At 33.1% G+C, this 19,543-nt stretch carries 19 protein-coding genes and 1 pseudogene; 8 read left to right on the plus strand and 12 right to left on the minus strand.

Translation table 11 applies throughout. The features are described 5' to 3' along the window. Positions 1-112: 112 nt before the first annotated feature. Positions 113-1,921: an SLC13 family permease gene (locus Dongsha4_RS10635; protein ID WP_330202370.1), complete on the minus strand. Its 1,809-nt coding sequence runs from the start codon at positions 1,919-1,921 to the stop codon at positions 113-115. A gap of 115 nt (positions 1,922-2,036) precedes the next feature. Between Dongsha4_RS10635 and Dongsha4_RS10640 the strand changes: the two genes are divergently transcribed. Together Dongsha4_RS10640 and Dongsha4_RS10645 are read left to right on the plus strand one after the other, a co-directional pair. Beyond that, complete coding sequence (locus Dongsha4_RS10640; RefSeq protein WP_330202371.1) at positions 2,037-2,789, plus strand: sirohydrochlorin chelatase; 753 nt, start codon at positions 2,037-2,039, stop codon at positions 2,787-2,789. Positions 2,790-2,962: 173 nt separating this feature from the next. Further along, positions 2,963-3,721: a slipin family protein gene (locus tag Dongsha4_RS10645; RefSeq protein ID WP_330202372.1), complete on the plus strand. Its 759-nt coding sequence runs from the start codon at positions 2,963-2,965 to the stop codon at positions 3,719-3,721. Positions 3,722-3,852: 131 nt separating this feature from the next. On the opposite strand, the gene Dongsha4_RS10650 is transcribed toward Dongsha4_RS10645, so the two are convergent. Next, positions 3,853-4,443, minus strand: a complete 591-nt coding sequence (locus Dongsha4_RS10650; RefSeq protein WP_015220941.1) for a ParA family protein — start codon at positions 4,441-4,443, stop codon at positions 3,853-3,855. Positions 4,444-4,778: 335 nt separating this feature from the next. Between Dongsha4_RS10650 and Dongsha4_RS10655 the strand changes: the two genes are divergently transcribed. Continuing rightward, on the plus strand, positions 4,779-5,660 hold the full coding sequence (locus tag Dongsha4_RS10655; protein ID WP_330202373.1) for a sugar ABC transporter permease: 882 nt from the start codon (positions 4,779-4,781) through the stop codon (positions 5,658-5,660). Positions 5,661-5,835: 175 nt separating this feature from the next. Then, a pseudogene (locus tag Dongsha4_RS10660) lies at positions 5,836-6,393 on the plus strand (IS630 family transposase); the annotation flags it as partial. Between the two features lie 128 nt (positions 6,394-6,521). Here Dongsha4_RS10660 and Dongsha4_RS10665 read toward each other — a convergent pair. From Dongsha4_RS10665 to Dongsha4_RS10675, 3 genes are all read right to left on the minus strand, one after another. Beyond that, complete coding sequence (locus Dongsha4_RS10665) at positions 6,522-7,058, minus strand: DUF2808 domain-containing protein (RefSeq protein WP_330202374.1); 537 nt, start codon at positions 7,056-7,058, stop codon at positions 6,522-6,524. 77 nt (positions 7,059-7,135) lie between these two features. Beyond that, positions 7,136-7,711 carry a 5-formyltetrahydrofolate cyclo-ligase gene (locus tag Dongsha4_RS10670; RefSeq protein ID WP_330202375.1) on the minus strand — a complete coding sequence of 192 codons (576 nt, stop codon included), beginning with the start codon at positions 7,709-7,711 and terminating at the stop codon, positions 7,136-7,138. An 8-nt stretch (positions 7,712-7,719) separates the two neighbouring features. Then, entirely contained in the window at positions 7,720-8,499 is a 780-nt protein-coding gene (locus Dongsha4_RS10675; RefSeq protein ID WP_330202376.1) for a hypothetical protein, read from the minus strand. A gap of 100 nt (positions 8,500-8,599) precedes the next feature. On the opposite strand from Dongsha4_RS10675, the gene Dongsha4_RS10680 reads away from it, so the two are divergent. Together Dongsha4_RS10680 and Dongsha4_RS10685 are read left to right on the plus strand one after the other, a co-directional pair. Then, complete coding sequence (locus tag Dongsha4_RS10680; RefSeq protein ID WP_330202377.1) at positions 8,600-9,148, plus strand: RNA 2'-phosphotransferase; 549 nt, start codon at positions 8,600-8,602, stop codon at positions 9,146-9,148. Positions 9,149-9,664: 516 nt separating this feature from the next. Then, positions 9,665-10,054, plus strand: a complete 390-nt coding sequence (locus Dongsha4_RS10685) for a DUF4278 domain-containing protein (RefSeq protein WP_330202378.1) — start codon at positions 9,665-9,667, stop codon at positions 10,052-10,054. A gap of 701 nt (positions 10,055-10,755) precedes the next feature. Here Dongsha4_RS10685 and Dongsha4_RS10690 read toward each other — a convergent pair. The 7 genes from Dongsha4_RS10690 to Dongsha4_RS10720 form a co-directional block, all read right to left on the minus strand. After that, positions 10,756-10,953, minus strand: a complete 198-nt coding sequence (locus Dongsha4_RS10690; protein WP_330202379.1) for a hypothetical protein — start codon at positions 10,951-10,953, stop codon at positions 10,756-10,758. Between the two features lie 240 nt (positions 10,954-11,193). Next, positions 11,194-12,024: an inositol monophosphatase family protein gene (locus Dongsha4_RS10695; RefSeq protein WP_330202380.1), complete on the minus strand. Its 831-nt coding sequence runs from the start codon at positions 12,022-12,024 to the stop codon at positions 11,194-11,196. A gap of 279 nt (positions 12,025-12,303) precedes the next feature. Beyond that, positions 12,304-13,497: a Coenzyme F420 hydrogenase/dehydrogenase, beta subunit C-terminal domain gene (locus Dongsha4_RS10700; protein WP_330202381.1), complete on the minus strand. Its 1,194-nt coding sequence runs from the start codon at positions 13,495-13,497 to the stop codon at positions 12,304-12,306. Positions 13,498-13,582: 85 nt separating this feature from the next. Then, positions 13,583-14,356 (minus strand): nuclear transport factor 2 family protein, encoded by a 774-nt coding sequence (locus Dongsha4_RS10705; RefSeq protein ID WP_330202382.1) that lies wholly within the window; start codon positions 14,354-14,356, stop codon positions 13,583-13,585. Positions 14,357-14,509: 153 nt separating this feature from the next. After that, the gene (locus Dongsha4_RS10710; protein ID WP_330202383.1) at positions 14,510-15,595 is read right to left on the minus strand and encodes an ABC transporter ATP-binding protein; all 1,086 of its coding nucleotides are present in this window, start codon (positions 15,593-15,595) and stop codon (positions 14,510-14,512) included. 183 nt (positions 15,596-15,778) lie between these two features. Next, positions 15,779-16,618 carry a carbohydrate ABC transporter permease gene (locus tag Dongsha4_RS10715; RefSeq protein ID WP_330202384.1) on the minus strand — a complete coding sequence of 280 codons (840 nt, stop codon included), beginning with the start codon at positions 16,616-16,618 and terminating at the stop codon, positions 15,779-15,781. 69 nt (positions 16,619-16,687) lie between these two features. Then, a complete protein-coding gene (locus tag Dongsha4_RS10720) occupies positions 16,688-17,584 on the minus strand; it encodes a sugar ABC transporter permease (protein WP_330202385.1) in 897 nt (298 codons plus the stop codon). Between the two features lie 445 nt (positions 17,585-18,029). On the opposite strand from Dongsha4_RS10720, the gene Dongsha4_RS10725 reads away from it, so the two are divergent. Together Dongsha4_RS10725 and Dongsha4_RS10730 are read left to right on the plus strand one after the other, a co-directional pair. Next, entirely contained in the window at positions 18,030-18,314 is a 285-nt protein-coding gene (locus Dongsha4_RS10725; RefSeq protein WP_330202386.1) for a DUF427 domain-containing protein, read from the plus strand. Between the two features lie 40 nt (positions 18,315-18,354). Beyond that, positions 18,355-19,506: a DUF58 domain-containing protein gene (locus Dongsha4_RS10730; protein WP_330202387.1), complete on the plus strand. Its 1,152-nt coding sequence runs from the start codon at positions 18,355-18,357 to the stop codon at positions 19,504-19,506. The last annotated feature ends 37 nt before the right edge of the window (positions 19,507-19,543 follow it).

Genomic DNA, 19,543 nt, shown 5'->3' on the forward strand with positions numbered 1-19,543 from the left:
TGTCGAGCAAAAATATGAGGATAAGGGCAAGTTTCAGGTTGCAGGTGTTAGGGAGAAACGAGTTCGGAGTTATTAATTATCCACTATTTACCATTGTCCCTTGCCTTTTGCTTTATAACCCATAAATTTTCACGATAAGCAAAGGTACAGTAAAAGTTAAAGTAAAGGTTAAAGGTAAACCAACACGGGTATAATCGAGAAATTTATATCCCCCCGGTGCATAAACCATCGTATTCGTTTGATAACCAATAGGGGCTAAATAGCTATTAGAGGCCGCAAAAGTTACCGCATACATAAAGGATAAAGGTTCAAGTCCGATAGTTTCCGCCACTTTAACCGCAATAGGAATCATTAAAACCACTGCGGCATTATTAGATAAAACCTCCGTCAACATGGAAGTAGCAAAATAAAATAAAACTAAAATCCAATACCCTGATAAATTTCCTGCCACTTTCAATAAATTATCCGCTAACCATTGGTTTGTGCCAGAATTATCCATCGCAATACCCAAAGGTATTAAACCAGCTAAAAGAAAAATAATATCCCATCTGACAGAGCCATAAATTTCACCCGGTTTGAGACATCCTGTCATCACCATTACTAAAACCCCCGCTAAACTACTCACCAAGATAGGTACTAAATCAAAAGCAGAAGTTAAGATAACCGCTAAAATAATAGCTAAGGCAATTCCTGCTTTATTTTGTCTTAAACCCTCTCGATTTTTTTCTTCTAAAACTAATAACTCTCTAGTGGTTTGTAAACCGATAAAACTGTCTTTTGGGGCTTGAATTAAGAGTAAATCGCCAAATTTTAGAGGAATTTTGCCAAATCTTTCTCTAATTAATTCTTGACCTCTTCTTACGGCTAAAACTGTAGCATTATAACGTTGTCTAAATCTTAAATCTTTTAAACTAGAGCCAATTAAACGAGAATTGGATAGTATCAAAACCTCCGCTATTTTTTCTTCTTGGGAATTATTTTGTTCTTCTAATTCTTGAGAATTGAATTTAAAGTCTGCGAGGATTTCCACTCCTCTTTCGTCTTTGATATTTAATAAGTTACTACGACTTCCCCTAACTAATAAAATATCTCCTACCGCTAAAACTTTATCCGCTAAAGGTGGTGGAAAGTGGGTATCATTGCGGATAATTTCTAAAACATCTAAATCAAATTTACGTTGAATTTCACTACTGCGCAAAGTTTGTCCTATTAAACTCGATTTGGGGGGAATAATCATTTCACTGACGTATTCTTTTAATTCATAATCTTCCGCTAAAGATTCTCCCCCCGGAGGTTTTCTTGCTGGTAACAATTTTGGAGAGGCGATAGATAAATAAATTAAGCCGATTAAAAATACGGGTAAACCAAGTTTAGTAAATTGGAAAATGCCAAATTCTGGATAGCCTAATTGCACGGCAATTCCACTGGCAAGAATGTTAGTTGATGTACCTAGTAAAGTAATTAATCCCCCCAATATTGTCAGAAATGACATGGGTATGAGCAGTTTAGAAATAGAAACTTTTGCTTGTTTACTCCACTGTTCAACAATTGGTAAAAAAATTGCAACTACTGCAGTATTATTAATAAAAGCGCTAATAGGACCTACAATCACCCCTAGAGTGAAAATTTGCTGAGTCGGATTTTTCCCCCCCCATTGAATTAGCCAATCTCTGATAATATTAAGAATGCCTGTTTTGGTTATTCCTGCACTGAGAATAAACATCGCCATAACGGTAATAGTTGCGGAGTTACCAAATCCAGAGATACCTTCATTAGGAGAAACTAACCCCAATATCATCAAAACAACGGTAATGGATAAAGAAGTTAAATCTACGGGCAACCATTCGGCAATAAAGGCAATTAGGGCAACAATTAAAACTGTTAAGGTCAAAAAGATAGGGGAAATGTCCAACCAATTCATAGACTATATGCTTAAAGATTAGTAATCAATATACAGAATTTTTTGTTTTTATGGGGGTATCTTTTAATTTTGTTGTGGTTTTATTATTATGGTTTCGACGAGGAAAGATGTAAATATGATTAATTCTTCTGCTTATCTTCTAGTGGTTCATGGTAGTCGAAATTCTTTTTATGCTCAACAGTTAAGAGATTTAGCTTTTTTAGTGAGAAAAAAATTAGATTTGTTGCAGGTTACTTATGATTTAGATGTTGCTTATTTAGAGTTAGGGAGTCAATCTTTATCTGAGAAAATTATCGAATTTGGGAATCAATTAGAAAGAAAAGGTTATAAAAGTCTTAAGGTTTTACCCTTATTTTTGTTATCAGGTACTCATGTTATCAATGATATTCCTTCTGAAGTGGAAGTTTCTCGGCAAAAATGTTCTCTACAAATCGAGATTTTACCTCATTTGGGAAAGAGTTTATCTTTAATTTCCTTACTATGTGCTGAATTTGAAAGGCGGGGAAATTTAGACCATCATAAAGATTCTGGTATTGAACGCATTTTATTTTGTCATGGTACAAGTTTACAAAAGGGAAATGAAGAAATAGAAGGTTTGGCAGGTGAAATCAACGCCCAGGTGGCTTATTGGTCAATAAAACCGAATTTAAACTCTGTTATAGCCCAATTGGCTCTTAATGATCCTCAACAAATCATGATTATGCCTTATTTTCTCTTTACGGGAAAAATTATAGATGCGATCGCATCTGAAGTGGAGAAGTTACAAAAAAAAGTAAGTTGCGAATTAAAGTTATTGCCACCTCTGACTCAGATTGATGGTTTCTCCGATATTATCATCAATAGACTTCTTGCAGAAGTCGAGCAATAGGGAAAGGAAAAGTCTTTTTAATCAAATTATGAATTTGTCAAGTCTAATTCGCTAGACAAATCTAAGTGAAAACTTCAAGGAAATAGAAATTAGAATAGAACTAAGGCAGTTAAAGATTAATTAAAACGAAACTTATTGCCAAATTTCCCAAATTGTTATATGGAGATAGCCAAATGGAAGCCCTAGTCAGCATAGTCATCCCCGTTGTAATTTTTGCCTTCACAGGCTTTAAAGTCGATCGAGAATATGAAAGAGGGGTAATTTTTCGTTTAGGGAGAATGAGTAGTATCAAAGGACCTGGTATTTATTGGACAATTCCTCTGATTGATCAAAAAGCTAAAATTGACATTCGTACAAAAACAGTTGATATACAATCCCAAGAAACCATTACCGCCGATAGTGTCACTGTCAGAGTTAATGCGGTATTATACTACAGAGTCTTAGATCCCGATCGCGCTATCAATCGTATCGAAAACTACGAATTTGCAGTTTATCAAGCATCTATGACTACCCTGCGGAATGTAGTTGGACAAAATATTTTAGATGATATACTACGAAATAGAGACAAAATTAACCATCAAATCCAAGAAATAGTTGATGAGATTACTGATCCTTGGGGTATAGTCATTGAAAGAGTGGAAATGAAGGATGTAGAAATTCCCCAATCTATGCAAAGAGCAATGGCACAGGAGGCAGAAGCCATTAGAGAAAAACGGGCAAGACTGATTAAAGCCTCCGCAGAAAAAGAAGCCTCTTTAATGCTTTCTGAAGCTAGTAATCAAATTGCAGAAAATCCCATCGCCCTTGAGTTGAGAAGGCTACAAACTTTAACGGAAATCGGTGCAGAAAATAATACCACTACAGTTATGTTAGTGCCAACCGAATTAATCACTATGACTAAACAAATGGCAGAAAAGATGAGTAAGAGCTAGAAGCAAGGAGCAAAATTAAAAGGGCAAAGGTAAATAGCGAATAGTGTTGGGGTGAATAATTAAAAACTCCGAACACTCATTACTCGTTACTTATTACTTTCTCCTAACACCTGCAACCTGAAACCTCTTTCCTAACTCATAATCTCCTTACCCACATCTCGATATTTCTTCCATGCCACTTTAGCGCGATCGTCGCTGTAGTCTTTGACCGTTTTTCCGTGTTGTGAAGCTCTTTCAAAAGCGATTAAAAGGGGGATTTCTGTTTTGAATAGAGGCAAATTTTGCTCTTTTAAAAAATACTTTGCAGTTCTGCTATTGCTTGTACGAGAATCTACTTTTGTCAAGAGAATTTTATAATTATTAACATTATGTTTTTTCAGCATTTCTACTGCTTTGATAGTCGCATCAAGATCCAAGTGATTAGGGGTGGTGGGAATAATCATCAAATCATTTCCCTTTGCTAAGTCCACAAAATCATCTTCTTCTGGACCTCCTCTCATATCTGTGACGATGTGTTTATGAGTTGCCATAAAAGGGGCAGAACCTGCCTGAGAAGCAACTGTAAAAGGTAATTTTTCCTCCCTAGCCCACACTAAAGCAGAACGATTGCGATCGGCATCAACAAGTAGAGTTGGTTGATCTGTTTGTAGATAAGCGGCTAAATGAATAGCTGTTGTGGTTTTGCCAACACCACCTTTTAAGGATGCAATAGCGATTAACATAATTTTTTAATAGTATTTTGTGTTTTATTAATTTAGGTTTTATATTAATGGTTTTTTAGGCTTAATTTGTTATTTTTTCAATCAGTTTAGATAGATTTTATCTTAAATTATTCACAAGAATGGGAAACACAAACACCATCAATGATAAATATAAATATAGTTAATAGTCAGTAGTTTTTCTATTAGGCAATGAGCTTAAGAACCTTGTTTTATAAATTATTCACTATTGACATTGCCTCTTGTCTTATAACTTTCCCCTATCACAACCAGAAAAATGTATCCTGAACTCAGGTTATTATAAACTAAAAAAAAGAAACCTAACCTAAACATTAAATGTGAATAATCCAACAAAAAAGAAAAACTTGATCACTCAATTAAATTGGAAACCTTGGTTATTTTTAACACCAGCCTTAATCTTATTAACTATTTTCTTATTCATACCTATTTTAATGGTATTTTACCTTAGTTTTACTGATGGCAACATAATTCAAATTAGTTGGATTGGACTCAAAAATTATCAAAAACTATTAATAGATCCCGATTTTTCTCAAATTATTTTTAATACAATTTACTTCTCAACTTTTACCATTATTCCGAGTTTAATTATTCCCTTATTTTTAGCAATACTACTCAATCAACATATACCCCTAAAAGGATTTTTCCGCACAGCTTATTTTATTCCCTCCATAACATCTTTAGTCGCTATGGGATTAGGATTTCGTTGGTTATTTCAAAACAATGGCACTATTAATCAAATACTATTCAAACTTAATTTTTATCCCATCAACTGGTTAAACAATACATTTTGGGCTATGCCTGTACTTATTCTTTTTAGCACATGGCGACAAATAGGTTTTAACTTAGTAGTTTTTCTGGCAGGATTACAAATAATTCCTCAAAACCGTTACGAAGCCGCAGAATTAGACGGTGCAAATTTTTGGGCAAAAATATGGTATATCACCTTACCAGCCTTAAAACCAACTCTTATTTTTGCGACTATTACCACAACTATTTTTACCTTGAAATCCTTTGAGCAAGTTTACATAATGACAGGAGGAGGCCCCTCCAATTCCACGAATATTTTAGCTTTTTATATTTATGAATTAGCTTTCCGTCAATTTAATTTCGGCTATGCCTCTGCCAGTACAACAATTCTTCTTGTGATAGCTTTAATTTTAGTTTCTTTACAATTATTTACCACTAAAGATAATGAGTAGAGAGAAAGGGTGATGAGAAGAGAGGGTGAGAGGGCAGGACTGTTTCATTTTCAAATTTTAAAAGAAAAATAAAGGCGATCGCCTGATAAAATAAAAGGGCAAAAGATCGCATTTATTATAGGTTGAAAAAATGTTAAATAATTTAGTTAACAAATTACTAGAAATTCAAGACTTTCGCAAAAAAAAACAGCTTCGTTATCAACAGAGAAATAGACAAGAAAGAATAGAATATTTCCAAATTTTAGGAAAAATAATCAAAGAGTATGGTAGTAGAAGTCTTGTTTTTATTGATGAGTCAGGATTTGAAGAAACAATAATTTGTCCTGATGGTTGGTCAAAGAAAGGGGTAAAAATTTATGGAAATAAACAAGGAAAACGGGGTAAAAGAGAAAATTTAGTAGCAGGAAGAAGAAAGAAAGAAAAAGATTTTATTGCACCAATGATATTTACAGGAAGTTTAAATGCAGAAGGTTTTGAAGGATGGTTAGAAAGATATTTATTGCCATCACTTAAAAAGTTATCGGTGCTAATTATGGATAATGCACCAATTCACCGGAAAAATATAATTAAACAATTAGTAGAAGAATCAGGACACATAATTTTATTTTTGCCAAAATACTCTCCAGATTTAAATGATATTGAACATGATTTTGCCGCATTAAAGAAAATGAGAATGTATGCCCCTTCAGGAACATCTTTAGATGAAATTATCCGTGATTATTGCACAAGTTAAATGTAACTTTCTTATTTGAAATTACTATATATTGCGATCGCATTTTTTATTTGACCATAGTAGATGGTGGGAGTTACCCACCTTAAAAAACTATTAGTTTTCCTCTAACTTCATTGAAACTATTTGTATTAATTAATACTCAAAATCCACGTGCCAACGCTTAATCTTAAAGGCACTTGCCCCGGAGTGAGTATCTGTCCTTGAAAATAAAAAGTACCGCCAGAGTTGGGGTTTTTTACGTTGGAGAATACTAACTCTACTTGATTACTTTCGAGCAAAGGTTCTTCTAAGGCAATTTCAATGATACGACTTTCTTCATCCCAAATGATTTCCCTAACTGGTAAAGTGGCATTTTTAGCTCTGACTTCTATTTTATTAATGTCAAATTTGCCATCAAAATAGTCTGGATAGCTGATAAAAAATTTATCTACACCTTGAGTTAATTTTTTCCCCGGAATTCTTAAACGATAACGATCCCATTGTCCTGCATTTCCGCCAAAATCTAGGCGATAATTTAGTACATCTTTACGATCAACCCCGCTAAAAATAGTTAACCCCGGATTGGTTTGAGCAAAGACAAGATAGGGTAAACCTGTTACTAGGGTAGTACTTAAGGCAATAGTGGCAAAAATACTTTTTTTATTGAGTTTAAATAGATTAGTCATGGTTTAGTATATGTTTAGTTTTTTAGTTTATTGAGCTAATGGATAATGTAACAAACTATTTCTATGGACTGTGTTTCTTATTCTTTTTGTTCCTTGACAGGGGTTTTTATTCCTGATTCTGTACAGATATAATCTAAGGGTTTATCCCACGATTCCCTTATCAGTTTATCAACATAAGCAAAGTCAAAAATAATGCCGATTCTAGTTATATTTTGCCATATTGGTTGAGCAAAGAGGCGATCGTAGTATCCTCCTCCATATCCTAACCTATAACCGAAGCGATCGCACCCCACTGCTGGAACTAAAATTAAATCCACCTGATGAGGGCAAATTAAGGGCGAGTGAGTAGAAGGCTCAAGGATACCATATTTTCCAGTCTCTAAGTCATTCATAGAAGTAAATTGATGCCAAATTAACTCATTTCCTTGGCAACGAGGTAAGCCCCAAATTTTTCTTTTATCATGATGCAATAGGCTTAAGTCTGGTTCTTGCTTAAAACTTAAATAACTAAGAATAATTTTACTTTTACTTACCAATAAATTCTTTGATAAATGGTGACAAATTTGCTTACTTTTTTCCTGCCATTGAGGTGATGATAGTTTTAATCTCTCTTGTAAATATTGTTTTCTTAGCTGTTTTTTTTCTCTGTTCATTCTTAACTTTAGTGGGTATCTTCTTTTGTATAGTCTGGATGGGATAAATAAATATTTTTAATGGGTATTTCTTCAATATTTTTTTGATTATCATATACTTCTAAACCACGGTAACTAATAACATATTTTTTATTATTTGTAGTTTCAGTTTCATAGCTAAAATTATTAGTTAGATGAGCAGGAATATTATTTATTTCCTCTTGACTTTTTTTAGCAATTTGCAAGTAATTCATCTCAATGGCATTAACGTTATCTTTTTCTTCAATACAGATATAAATATTATCTTGTTCCGTTTCAAATACTGCCACTGGTTTTCTTGGTTGACAAGATGCGATCGCATTTTTTTCTAATGCTCCTTGTAGGATATTTATTTCTACTTCCTTTGGTAAATAATGAGTCGAAATTACAGGCTCTATTTTAGTAATAATACTAGCTTGAATAACCTTAAAATCAAAAGGACTAATATTGTATATTTTGCTATCAGGATCATCATAATTACCTTCCGTTGCTCCATAGGTGGGAAAAGAACCAAAAGCCCTCAAACTAATCATTGTTTCCTGAGTATTATTATTTATTTGAATTAACTGTTTTTCCTCATTATTTGTACATATATAAATAGTGGATTGTGGCAATTTAAAATTAGCTTCTAATTGAAAACTATTACATATATTAGAATTAACCTTTTCAGCTTTTGCAGACTTAACTAAAGAAATAAAAGGAAAAGAAAGATTGATTATTTCAAAAATTAAAACAATAAAAAAAGAAAGTGGTAAGTTATACTTAAACATGAACTATCTTATTCAATAAGAAATTATTTTAATATAGAACTATAGCCTATAATATCATAATCAAAATATTTTAGAAAAATAAAATTTACTATCTACAAAAATGAGAAAAGAATATATCAAAAAATCAAAAATCTTGAGTTTAATTCTCAGACATCAACCAGAGTATATAGATATAAAACTAGATGAAAAAGGATGGGTTTCCATAAATGAACTTTTATCAGGTTGTGAAAAAAAAGGGATAAAAATAAGTCGAGACGAAATAGAAGAAATAGTCGAAACGAATGATAAAAAAAGATTTACGATTTGTACATCTACCGACAAAATAAAAGCTAATCAAGGACATTCCATTAAGGTTGCATTAAATCTCGAATGTGCAAATCCTCCCGATATTCTTTATCACGGTACAACAACTAAATTCAAAGATTCAATACTAAAACAAGGACTACTGAAAATGAATCGTCATCATGTACATCTTTCCTCAGATATTGAAACAGCCAAAAAAGTGGGTAGCAGACACGGAAAAGTAATGATATTAGCAATTGACGCTAAGAAAATGACAGAAGACGGATATAAATTTTATCTTTCCGAGAATAACATCTGGTTAGTTGATCAAGTGCCTTCTATTTATTTCTCAAACACAATAAACTAAAAAACTATTTTAATAGAGATAGACAAAAAAGCCAGAGGTTTGCTGTTACTATCTTATAGTCACTACTTGTCACCATGTGTTTAGCTCCCGATATGAGTTTTATTCCCTTTCCCCAAGTTTTAAGAGAAATACCATAAACAATAATAAATAAACAAATATTAAATCTTTATAAAGGACACTTTACAGAAACTAGGAAAAATGTAAAAATAGATACAGAAATAAAAAATAAATCTCTTTGAAAATCAAGTTCTAAAAAAAATGCACTTTATAGGTTGTAGATTACAATCGTTAGCCTTTGAAAGTAATAACCTTAAACACAATAAAAAATAAGGTGAATATTTAAGAGAATGATGGTCAATGATTAATCTATACCGAAATTAAATGAAGTCATAATTTTGCTAAGAAGAATAATGATAAACAGAGAGATAAACAATAAACATAATTAAGTGGAATCTATTTAATTTCGACCTCATAAGAATCTTATTTATTATCACCAGAGGAGTTAAGAGAGTGAATATGAAATATCGTGGAAATGTCTATAAATCAGAAAACAACTTTTTGGAAGTAAAAGAAACTGATATAGTTGGTGGTAAATATCGTGGTTGTCAGTGGAATCATAAATTACCTAGACACGTAACACAGCTAAGACCCAAATTAGGTCTTCAATATCGTGGTGTAAGTTATTGTAGTAATCCCACAATGTCTAACTCCGTTGACAGCAATATCAATGTCGCCGCAATAAGTAATGAAACAAGAAAGACAATAGTTTGCGAAAAGATACATAGTGTCCATCTTGAAAATATGCGTCGTAATTTAGAGAAAAGAATCAAAGCCGCTCAAGAGGAAAATAATGAGACACTGTTATTAATGTTGAAAAAAGAAAGCCTTGAGTTGGAGTTAGTTTAATTGCTTACAGTTTAGAAAAAATCTCAAACTCGTAATTTTTCTGTTGTACATAACTCTTAAACCAAAACTGATTGACTTCTAATTGTGGAGTTGGTCAGTTTTTTTTATTTCATGATTGATTTACAATAAATAACCAAATAATATTATTTTAGTTCTCAGTCATGAATTTAATTAAGCGCAGTTTATATTTAATTTCTCTAACTTTTTTTTTTGGGGAATAACAGGATGTACTAATTTAATTAATTGGGGTATCGCCTTTCCTCAAATACAAGAAATTACTCAAATTAAAAACGAAACTAATTTAACCCAATCGGTAATCATACAAGGAAAAATTGAAAAATCAATTCCTCTACTCAATTCCTATGCTTATAAAATTAAGGATGAAACTGGTTCAATATGGGTTGTTACACCTAGTCAGAAATTTGGGCAAGGGGAAGATGTAACGATACAAGGTCAACTAAAATATAGAGATATTACTATTGAAGATAAAGATTGGGGAGAATTTTACGTCGTGGCAGATAATTAAACCTTTTTTGAACGACTGTTTATACTTAACCTAAATTCAATGAAAAAAGTATTGAAAAATCAAACCTGAAACCTACTGATTAGAAGATATGGTTATATCAAACTGAGGTTAGATCAATTTAACCGCATTTTCTGTCAATAATAAATACTTTTTGCCTAATATCAAGTTCGGATAATTAGTTATAAATAACGTCTCTGGTTTTTGCCCACCAATGATAACAAGTTAAACCTTTGATTAATTCTTGTTGTTTCATTCGCTTTTGACAACGATATATCAATAAATTTTCTAACTCGTCTAAATTATCTGGAGATTGATTCGCTATTACTTCATCCAATAATCGCCATAACCCTCTTTTGTCAAACTCCGCAAACACTTGCAATTTATAGATTATGGAACTTAAGTCAATATGATTGACTAGAGTTACTTTTTTGTCATTGTCATTGAATAGATGCAACTATTTTAATTATAAGTTATCATCCGAACTTGATATTAGAAGAAAATCAATCAACATAAGTTTTCTGTAAATTATTATGACTTTTTACGAATTTCCTCTTCTCTTTTCCCTATCATCACCAGACAATTTTATATAGAGTTCAGGTCAAGTTAAGTATTATTAACGGAAAGAAAAAGCAGTATTGTGAGGAGTATTTCCCAAAGCGTCGCTAAGTTGAGAATGAATATAACCGTTAGTGGCTAATATTCTACCACTATCCAAATCGAACTCAGAGCCATCATAGGCAGTGACAAATCCTCCTGCCTCTTTAACTATTACAACCCCTGCTAATAAATCCCAAGGTTTTAATCCCCTTTCCCAATAACCATCAAGTCGGCCTGTGGCTACATCACATAAATCTAAGGATGCACTTCCTCCTCTCCTTACCCCCTGAGTTAAATGAGTCAAATAACAAAATTCTGCATAGTTATTATCTTCTGTTTCTCTACGATCATAAGCAAAGCCTGTTACTAATAAACTATTTGTTAAGTTATTTGTTCTCGAAACCCTAATTGGTGCATGATTCAATGTTGCCCCTAAACCATCAGCTCCACTCCATAACTCTTCACGAATGGGATTATATACAACTCCCACTAAGGGTTTTCCTGAAGCCAGTAAGCCAATGGAAACGGCCGCTTGAGGATAACCATGAGCGTAATTTGTTGTACCATCAAGAGGATCTATTACCCACAAATATTCACTTTCTTGGATGCCAATTGTGCCTGATTCTTCGGCAAGAATACCATGATCAGGATAATGTCTTTTTATGACACTTAATACTTTTTCTTCAGATTTTTGATCTACTTCTGTAATTAAGTCTCCAGACCTACCTTTTTCCCTAATATCTAATTGTTTACCCCAATATTGTTTTAAAATAGCTCCTCCTTCTTGGGCGGCTAAAATAGCAATATCAAGAAGTTTTTGTTTGTTAAGATTTGAAGATTCGCTCATCTTTAAGTTAATTGAAAATTGATTAGATTTTTTTGTTGAAATCTGACAAAGGGCAACAATGAATAAAATAGACTGTTTCCCTAATGTAATTGTTATAAATTAACAAATTTAATTCCACCTAAAACCTTTAACCTGACACCTTTTTGGGGATAATTTATCATATCCAGAGTAAGTGAGCCTTTATTCCTAATTCCCAACAATGTTTTGCTAACTTTTGATTGTCAAAGCTCTTTATTTTATCTATATTGTCAACTTTTAGTTAACAATTAAATTTGATTTTTAATCAGGAAGTTTATATTGAGAAACAATTTTTTCCGCATACTCAGGAACATGATCTTTTAGTTTTTCTGGATAATTACGTTTAACATAAAGATAATTGCGGGTAAAGTGAGAGTCAATGGAAAAACGAGCATATTCTAAGCCTTTTGGCCCTACTTTTTCTATTACTACCCCCATTAGTTTCGCCGCCCACATGGGTAGTGTTACTCCTTTATCATAAGCAGGAATACTGTTTTGTACCGCTTGGGTGCGATCGCCTCTTGAGATAACAGGTTGAGTGTGTAACTGGCTTTTAACTAAATCAAGCATTTCCCTACCAATATCATTACGAACTACAATCCACTGCCAACCAAAAGGAGCTCCCATATAACCTACAACCAAATCTGCAAGAGAGTTGACATAATCAAAACAAGTCATACAAGAAGGAGCAAAAACATCCTTTAATTGATTAGTTTTTAAGCCAAAGAAAGGTACTTTTTCCACACTGCCATCTTCATGTTTAAAATGTACCCGAAAATCCTGCATAAACTCGTAAGCTACAACAGTATCAGGAGATTTACTGGTAGTCTCTAAAAACTTCTGCAATCCTGCACGAGTGACATTATCCACGCAAGGAGTGCCTAAAACATAGAGTTTTTCTAAGCCTAACTTATCCTCCACTGCCCTTAAAGCCTGAATTTGACAACCAACCCCAATTACCAATAAGCGTTTCATCCCCGATTGTTCAATCTGTTCGAGTATCGATAAATTAGGGGATAGAGTAGGTTTATTCACCTTTGCCCCCAGAATTTCCTCTGTAGTGGTAGCAATAATGGGTTTAGGTTGAAAACGATCTTCATCACTGTTTTGAACGCATACAACTCCTTCTACAAGCCCCTGCGTTAACATTTCACAGGCGATCGTACTTACAATACCAGTCCACTGTGCCCCTTCAATAGGTTCAATTTTTTTTGCAGACATCATTTCCTGATGCACTCCAAAATAGAGGTCATTTTCGTTGTTTAAGTCTCGACTACGCCCATGGGCAATGGTTTCTAATTCAGCAATTTGTTGATTAATAAAAGCACAGGCTTCTTTTACATAATGGATATAATAGGTATCGCACAATCCGCATTCACTACATAAGTCTTTTGCAGGGCGACGACTACCTTGTTTTAAGGCTTTAGCTTTACGATGAGAATTGATTACAGTCATTATTTGTTTAAATTAATGTCAAAATATTAGTAAAAGTCTGTATTAGGTTTCAGGTATTAGGTTTCAGATTTTAGGTAACTATTCATTATTCATTCACTTTAACTCTTTGGGTAATCATACGAATACCACCATCACGAATAAGAATAACAGAATACCAGTGATCCTGATTATCGGTGACAGGTAACTTAACTCTTTTAAAAATTCCTCCTGCCGTTAAAGCGTCTAATTCAATGCTAGAAGGTTCAAGATAAAGAGAAGGAGATACTTTTTCTTCTGATACTCCTCCTAATACAATATCAGCACCAACAGGTTCTTCTAAAATTACGTCAAAATCAAATTCTTGCCCAACATTTACTTTTGTGGGTAAATTTACTCTCGCTTTTGGTGGATTTTCTCCTGATGTGATTTCTGTTTTTTCGCTAATGATGTCTTGCTTTGTTAACTGATTATTAGAAAAATGTTGATTAGCTTTTATTTCAGAATTGAGGATAAATTTTTTGCCACCACTTTCATAACTTCCCTCTATTTTGGTTAAGGTTACTGCTGATAATTCTCCTTGTTTTTCTTCCCAAGATTCAATGCTAGTCGTATATTTCAAATCGGGATATTTTGACCATGTTTTTTCTAAGTATTCTTCTATGCTTTGAGAATTAAACCCATCTGATGATTTGAATGAGGGGGAAATATTTTCTTTTAAGAGTTCAAGATTTCTATTATTAGCGGCACTATCAATTTTTGTTACTATTTCTAATATGTTTGATGGAATATTATTGGATTGGGCTTTGACTTGTTTAAATTGGGTAATAGTTAAAGATAAGCCTAATAAGATTAAAAGCAAAAATTTATTTGTTTTGTTCATAAAATTAGTGATGTTAAATATCTATTTTTATTTTTACGAATATTGATAAAAGTATTGTTGATTCTTACAACAAAAGATGTCAAGTTTGAGGTTTCAGGTGTTAAAAGTTTTTCATTATTAATTATCCTTGCCCCTTACCCTCTTACCTTTTCATTAATTACTAATACTAATTCCCGATAGAATAGAATTACCTGTATTTGTACAAAACCAGTGTAGTTTATTCGGATTTAAGGCTAATTTAATATTATTCTCATTCCATTGTAGTTCAGGATTGATTAATATTCTCAGGGAGTGGTTCGAGTTGGGAATTTCGACACTAACTAATAATTCTCGCCCAAAATTTTCGGTTAATAAAACTTTGCCCGTTACTGTTATTTTATCTTTTTCTGTGGCAAGGGTAATGTCTTCGGGGCGAATGCCCAAATCAACTTCGGAAAGAGATTTATTACCTTCGGGAAGGGGGATGATTGTTTCTCCGAGTAAAGCCTTCCCTTGTTTACATTCTAGGTTTAAAAGATTCATTTGTGGACTACCGACAAATCCTGCCACAAATCTATTGGCTGGTTGATTATAAATGCGATCAGGTGTATCAATTTGCTGGATTAACCCATCTAATAATACCACTACTTTGCTTGACAGGGTCATGGCTTCAGTTTGATCATGGGTAACATAAATCACGGGTTTATTTTGATTGGCAAATAGTTGTTTCAATTCCGCCCTTACTTTTTCTCTCAGTAGTGCATCTAGGTTACTCAATGGTTCATCTAAAAGAAAAACATCTGGCTTTCTGACTAAAGCACGGGCTAAGGCGACTCTTTGTCGTTGCCCTCCTGAAAGTTGTTTTGGTTTGCGATTGAGTAAATCGGTTAAGCCTAAGTTGCTACTAACCACAGTAACTCTATTTTTGATTTCTTCTGGGGGAATTTTTCTTATTCTTAGGGCAGAGGCAATATTGTCAAATACACTCATGTGGGGATATAGAGCGTAGCTTTGAAATACCATAGCCATGTTGCGATCGCCCGGAGAAATATTATTTAACTCTTTTTCATCTAGAATAACTTTACCGTTAGTGGGTTTTTCCAATCCAGCTATTAAACGAAGTAAGGTAGATTTTCCGCATCCAGAAGGTCCTAAAAGAGTGATAAAATCACCATCATTAACAGTCAAGCTAATATCTTTGACGGGAATTACACTGGGTGCAAATTGTTTTTTGAGATTTTCTAGTTTTAGTTGTGCCATAATTTTAATTACTAATTCATTATTACTAACTAAGCCAAGACGTAATTTAGCTTATATTTTTGCTTAATTCTCGAAAATAACTCAAACACCTACCTCTACCTATTAAACACCTACCTATTGCCCGTTGCCTATTCCCCATTCCCCGTCTTAACCAGACAAATTAATAATGCACTCCTAGAAAAATTAGCCCTTGATAGCCCCTGCAGTAATACCTTGAACAATACGGCGTTGAAATGTTAAGACAAGTATTATCAGAGGTAATGTTCCCAAAATGGTAGCAGATGCGATCGCACCGTAGGGAATTTCGAAAGCACTACTGCCTCCTATTTTAGCCACAGCGATAGGAATAGTTTGTAAACTATCTCTAGTGATAAAAGTGAGAGCAAAAATAAATTCATTCCAAGCAAAAATGAAGGTTAAAATTCCCGTTGTCACCAAAGCGGGTAAAGTTAGAGGTAAAACAATTTTCCACAAAATAGACATTGTTTTATAACCATCTATACGGGCAGAGTCTTCTAAATCTTTTGGTAATTGTAAGAAGAAACTACGTAAAATTAAAATAGTTAAGGGTAAATTAATTGCAGTATAAGGAATAATTAAAGATAAATAATTATTACCTAAATTGAAAAACTTAACTATTTCTAATAAACCCAAAAAAAGTAAAACATAAGGAAACAGACTAACGACCAAAACCAAAGACAGAATAATATTTTTAAACGGTAAATTTAATCTAGCTAAAGCATAAGCAGAAGGCGCACCAATAACAACGCAAAGAATAGTGGAAATTAGAGAAACAAAAGCACTGTTGAACATATAGCGAAGAAAAACAAAACCCAAATCCAAATAATGCTCAAGAGTTAATTGTTCTAAATTAGGGAAATAAACTGTAGGAATTTTTGTAATAGCCTCATTTGTTTTAAGAGAAGTTAAAATCTGCCATAACATAGGTGCTAAACAAAATAATATCATGAAAATTATGCCTAGCCATAAAATAATTTTTTGCTTATTTAATGTATTAATCATAGAGAATTAAAAATTAGAACAATTAATGATTGTGACTGCAAATTAAATTTAAAAATCTAATACCAAATATCAATTTTTTTGTAATTTAGAAATCAGAAAAAAAGTCAAAGCAACCACTAAAATTAATAGTAGAAAAGTAACTACAACTAAAGAAGCACCATAGCCAAAATCCAGATAACGACGAACTGTAGCATAAATATAAATAGCTACCATTTCTGTACTACCAGCGGGGCCTCCTCCAGTCATTACCTGCACTAAATCAAATACTCCGAAAGATTGAGCAAAACGAAATAAAAGGGCAATCAAAATTTGGGGAGTTAGTAAAGGAATCGTAATTTGCCAAAAACTTTGCCATGGAGATGCACCATCCATCTGATGGGCTTCATACAAATCTGAAGGAATAGATTGTAATCCTGCTAATAGAATAATGGCAATAAAAGGAGTTGTTTTCCACACATCAGCTACGATAAGAGATAACATCGCCCGATTAGGTTCACCTAACCAATTAATATTTTCAGAAATGAAACCTAAACGCATTAAAATATCATTAACAACCCCATATTGGTCATTAAAAATCCATGCCCAAGCTAAACCCATAACCGCAGTGGGTAAAGCCCAAGGAATTAAAGCAGTTGTGCGCACGATTCCTCTAGCAAAAAAGGCTTGATTGAGAATCAAAGCAAAAATCATTCCCAGAATTAACTCAAGGGTGAGACTAACGGCGGTAAAAATAGTTGTATTTCTTAAACTTTGCCAAAAACGCCCGTCTCCTAATAATCGGCTGTAGTTACTAAAACCAGCAAAAATTGATTCTAATTCCGTACCTAAATTCTGTTGAAAAAAACTCATCCAGAAAGCACGGGTAATAGGATAAATAAAAACGAGAGTCAGAATAATTAACGCAGGAATTATCAACCACCAACCGATATATTTTTCTTGGTTATAATTATTTGTTGATAATCTCATTATTTAGTTATAAATAGTCACAGAAATAGTATAACGGCTAATCTAATATTCATCAAATTGTTAAATATTTTTTTGATGCCTTACCAATATGAGGCTTTATAGGAAAGAGATATTATGTTGATTTTATCTAATTAGAAAGAAAATAAATTGTCTATGTGATAATCTTTTAAGAAGAAATAAACGGTTTATGCTTGACATTAATAAACAAAAATATGGAGGAAATTACATTTTTTATTGCTATTTATTTGAGTAAATATTATGTTATAATATCTTAATTATGTTATATTTAAACAACTGAAAATACTTACAATTTATTATAATAAACTTGATGTTAGTATCGTTCAAATCACTATGATTAAAATTGCCATAGATTAATTTATCAATACCATGAGCTCAATAGGATCGCTATAATCAAATTAAACTTATATATATAAATTCAATTATTATGACAAAAGCAATTTGGAAAGAAGTTATTGTTGCTGAAAGTGACAATTGCGAAATAGTCGAAGGAAATAGCTATTTTCCCCCTGATAGCATTAAATCAGAGTATTTTCTTTCTAGTGATACTCACACTACTTGTGGTTGGAAGGGTGTTGCTAGTTACTACACATTAAAAGTAAATGGGGAAGAAAATAAAGATGCCGCTTGGTATTACCCCAATCCGAAAGAAAAAGCATTAAATATCAAAGGCTATGTTGCCTTTTGGCGTGGAGTTAAAATAGAAAATTAAACTTGAATTTATATATCCCTTCAATTACTATAATACCTTCATGAACCATTCTGTAAGTAGTACTAAAAGCCCCTTAAATTTAATTCAGTGGCTCGAATATCATTGGGCGACTCCTGCTTATGGGGGATGGGTTTTAATCGGTATTGCTTTAAGTTTTTTCGGGGCGGCAACCAACACGATGGCAGGATGGCTTTATGTTTTGAGCGGAATGCTACTTTCTTTGTTGGGATTGAATTTTGTTGTGGCAATTAATACTCTCAAAAAATTGCAGATTAAACGTTTAGCGATCGCATCTGTTCATGCAGGAGATGAATTAACCCTTTCTTTAAAGATTAATAATCCTACGCAAAAAAACAAAACTTTAATCACCATTTTAGAACACATCCCCCCCTCATTGGGCAAAGAAATAAAACATAATATTGAAACTCTGCCATCTGGACAAGAAATACTTTTAACAGCTTATTTACAGACAAATAATAGAGGTATTTATCATTGGGATTATCTTAGTTTAAGAACCGCCGCCCCCTTTGGTTTATTTTATTGTAGTCGTTACTCTCAAGTTAAGACAAGTGCGATCGTTTATCCCCATATTCTCACCTTACAAAACTGTCCTTTGATTGATAACTTAGGTCAAGAAGAAGCCAGAAAAAGAGAAAGCAATCAAATATATAATAATGCCACAGAAGGAGTGACAAAGGCTTTAAGACAATATCGTTATGGAGACCCTATTCGCTTAATTCATTGGCGTACAAGCGCTCGTTTAGGAGAATTACAAGTAAGAGAGTTAGAAACCATTACAGGAGGCGAAGAAATTACAATCTGTTTAGATAACTCTGGAGAATGGGATAAACAAGATTTTGAAAATGCAGTTATAGCAGTTGCGTCAATGTATTGTTACGCCAGTCGTCAACAACTAGAAGTTAAAGTATGGATAGGGGATATGGGATTGATTCATGGAAGAAAAGTCACCCTCGAAACTCTAGCAGGAGTCAACTATGGAGGTACGATGAAAGATAATATTCCCCAATTACCTTTAATTTGGATTTCTCACAACTCTAATTACCTAAACTCTTTACCTTTAGGAAGTCGTTATTTTCTATTTAACAAAGATATTGTTTCCTCTTCTCTCAAGGGTATAATTTATGATTCCGAAACCAGTTTAATCAGTCAATTACAAAAACCTTTACAATAGACGCACACTCAAAAAAAATACAGGCTAGATGCCTGTT

The organism is Cyanobacterium sp. Dongsha4 (genome assembly GCF_036345015.1).
Lineage (GTDB): Bacteria > Cyanobacteriota > Cyanobacteriia > Cyanobacteriales > Cyanobacteriaceae > PCC-10605.